The organism is Halalkalibacter urbisdiaboli, from assembly GCF_002156385.1.
GTDB lineage: Bacteria > Bacillota > Bacilli > Bacillales > Bacillaceae_D > Halalkalibacter_A > Halalkalibacter_A urbisdiaboli.
In genome coordinates, this window is record NZ_MVJM01000002.1 from 639,590 (window position 1) to 641,805 (window position 2,216).

The 2,216-nt window shown below is 38.2% G+C and carries 1 protein-coding gene and 1 pseudogene; both read left to right on the top strand.

The window, feature by feature from the left end; all coding sequences use genetic code 11:
* Positions 1-518 precede the first annotated feature (518 nt).
* Complete coding sequence (desB, locus tag B1R93_RS11020; protein ID WP_088104018.1) at positions 519-1,664, top strand: Delta(10) desaturase DesB; 1,146 nt, start codon at positions 519-521, stop codon at positions 1,662-1,664.
* Between the two features lie 163 nt (positions 1,665-1,827).
* Positions 1,828-2,216: pseudogene (locus B1R93_RS11025) on the top strand (methyl-accepting chemotaxis protein); the annotation flags it as partial.

The window sequence follows — 2,216 nt, forward strand, 5'->3', positions numbered from 1 at the left end:
TTGCTTCGTATGAAGGATGGTTGAAGAGTAAGGGGATTCTCATGTCTCCTCTAAAAAAGCGGACGGGATGGGAGGGCCGACTCCTGCAGGAGGAAGGGCAGGTGGAAATCCATCGGCGGAGCCGGTTAGTTCCACGCCCGCCTGCGGAAAGCGTGCCCCCCATCCCGGGAGCGGATTCGAAGCGACTAATCATGGCAACCCCCTCTCTAATCACAAAAAAGCCTGTCGACGCGAGACTTTGTCGACAGGCTGTGACACTCCTATATTGGAGTGTCTTTTTTGCATGAAAAATCCCTGATTGGGAAACATAATTTGTGTAAACAAATTCCCATTTACTTAGCTTATTTACCTAAGTAAGAGAAAGGTCCCAATAATTAGTATGTGTTTTTAAAACCTGGTACTAATTTTCATTGACTTTTCTTACTGTGAATGATTAGATAGAGGAAGTAAGGTTGGGATTTTTTCAGTAATACCTAATGTTACTCCTTAGAATTTCCATGGCTGAAAGGAGCCCGTATATGAAAGATCTTCATTCATTTGGCTGGTATGCTGCACGTGTAAAAAAGCATTTACCAGAAGAAGCATTTAAACCTGTTCCTACACGTCTTATTGGTGGTTTCATTTATCTTTGTGTTGTTGTCGCTAGCTTTCTCGTTATTGGTCTACTTGACCTTCATCCATTGGTAAACATACTATTTTCTTTTATCATTGGAGCTAGCTTTGCTGGTTTAGGATTTTTAGGACATGAAATTCTTCATGGAACTGTCATTAAAAAACCTTGGGTTCGTGACTTATTAGGCGCAGTTGCTTTTTGGCCTTTAAATACTGGTCCAAAATTATGGAGAAAATGGCATAATATGAATCACCATGTTCATACACAACACGACGAGCATGATCCTGATTCTTGGCCGATGCTTGATAAAATTTCGAAATTGAAATTTTTCCGATGGATTTATCGGTTACCTTTTTTCATTCGTGCTACTTTCGCATTTGCTTCATTAACGATACAGTTTACCATGCATTCACTAAAATGCTTTTTCATCTATATAAAGGATTTTAATCCGAAGACTCAGCCTAAAGTTTGGTTACAAGCAATTTTGCCTTGGGTTTCATGGTTTGCGTTACTTCCTATTATGGGATTTAGTAATTGGTTTTTTGCCTATTTGCTACCTTTATTCATTGCAAACTTTATTGTTATGGCTTATATCTCAACAAACCATCGACTCAACCCATTAACGCCTGTTAACGATCCGTTAGCAAATTCGCTAACAGTAACCGTACCAAAGTGGGTAGATGTCATCCATTTTAATTTTTCTTATCATACGGAGCATCACCTTTTTCCAGCGATGAGTTCTAAATATTACCCGCTTGTAAAAGAGGAGCTAAAAAAGACTTGGCCAGAACGCTATCATGAAATGCCAATGGGACAGGCGCTTATTGCACTTTGGAAAACACCAAGAGTGTATGTAGAGCATCAAGAGTTATTTGAACCGAAAAAAGGAAAGCTGTACGGCTCACTTGGTCATGGCTTAAACCCAAAAGACATTTCATATCGAGTTGCTAAAGACGAGGAAAAGCAAGAATCAACAAGTAGTAAACTTTATGAAAAAATTGAAAACTCACTTGAAACAAAAAAAGTATCGTTTCAAAACGAGAAAAATTAACGAAAAAGCGGCCAAAGCCGCTTTTTTTTTTTGCAATAATTAACCAGTGACTTAAAGTTATCTTGTCTCAATTATTTACAATAAGCTTGCCCATCTAGGAACAACGGTGTACATTTAAAACAATGTGTAAGATTTACCTAAAAATTGAATAGAGGTGGTTTGTTTGTTTTTTAAAAAACAGCAAGTTCTAGACAAAGATAACACCGCAGTAAAAAGTTCTATTGACGGCCAAATACAAGTAGCCGCAGACCAGTTAAAGGGTGTTTCAGAGCAAATGAAGCTCGCAGCTCAGTCTCTCAATCATATTGCTCTTTCTAATAAAGAAACGACAGAAGAACTATTAGAGCATAGTGAGAAAACAGCCGACTATACCGTACAAGTTTCCGATAAAATGAAAAGCATTGAGTCATCCGCTTTAAAAATCGCCTCTGTATCTAAAGACATTCAAGACCATAGTCAAACATCGAATCAAGAGCTTATTCAATCATGGGATTCGTTGCAAAGGCTTCATGAAAAAATGGATCACATTCGTACCAATCACTATACTTTACT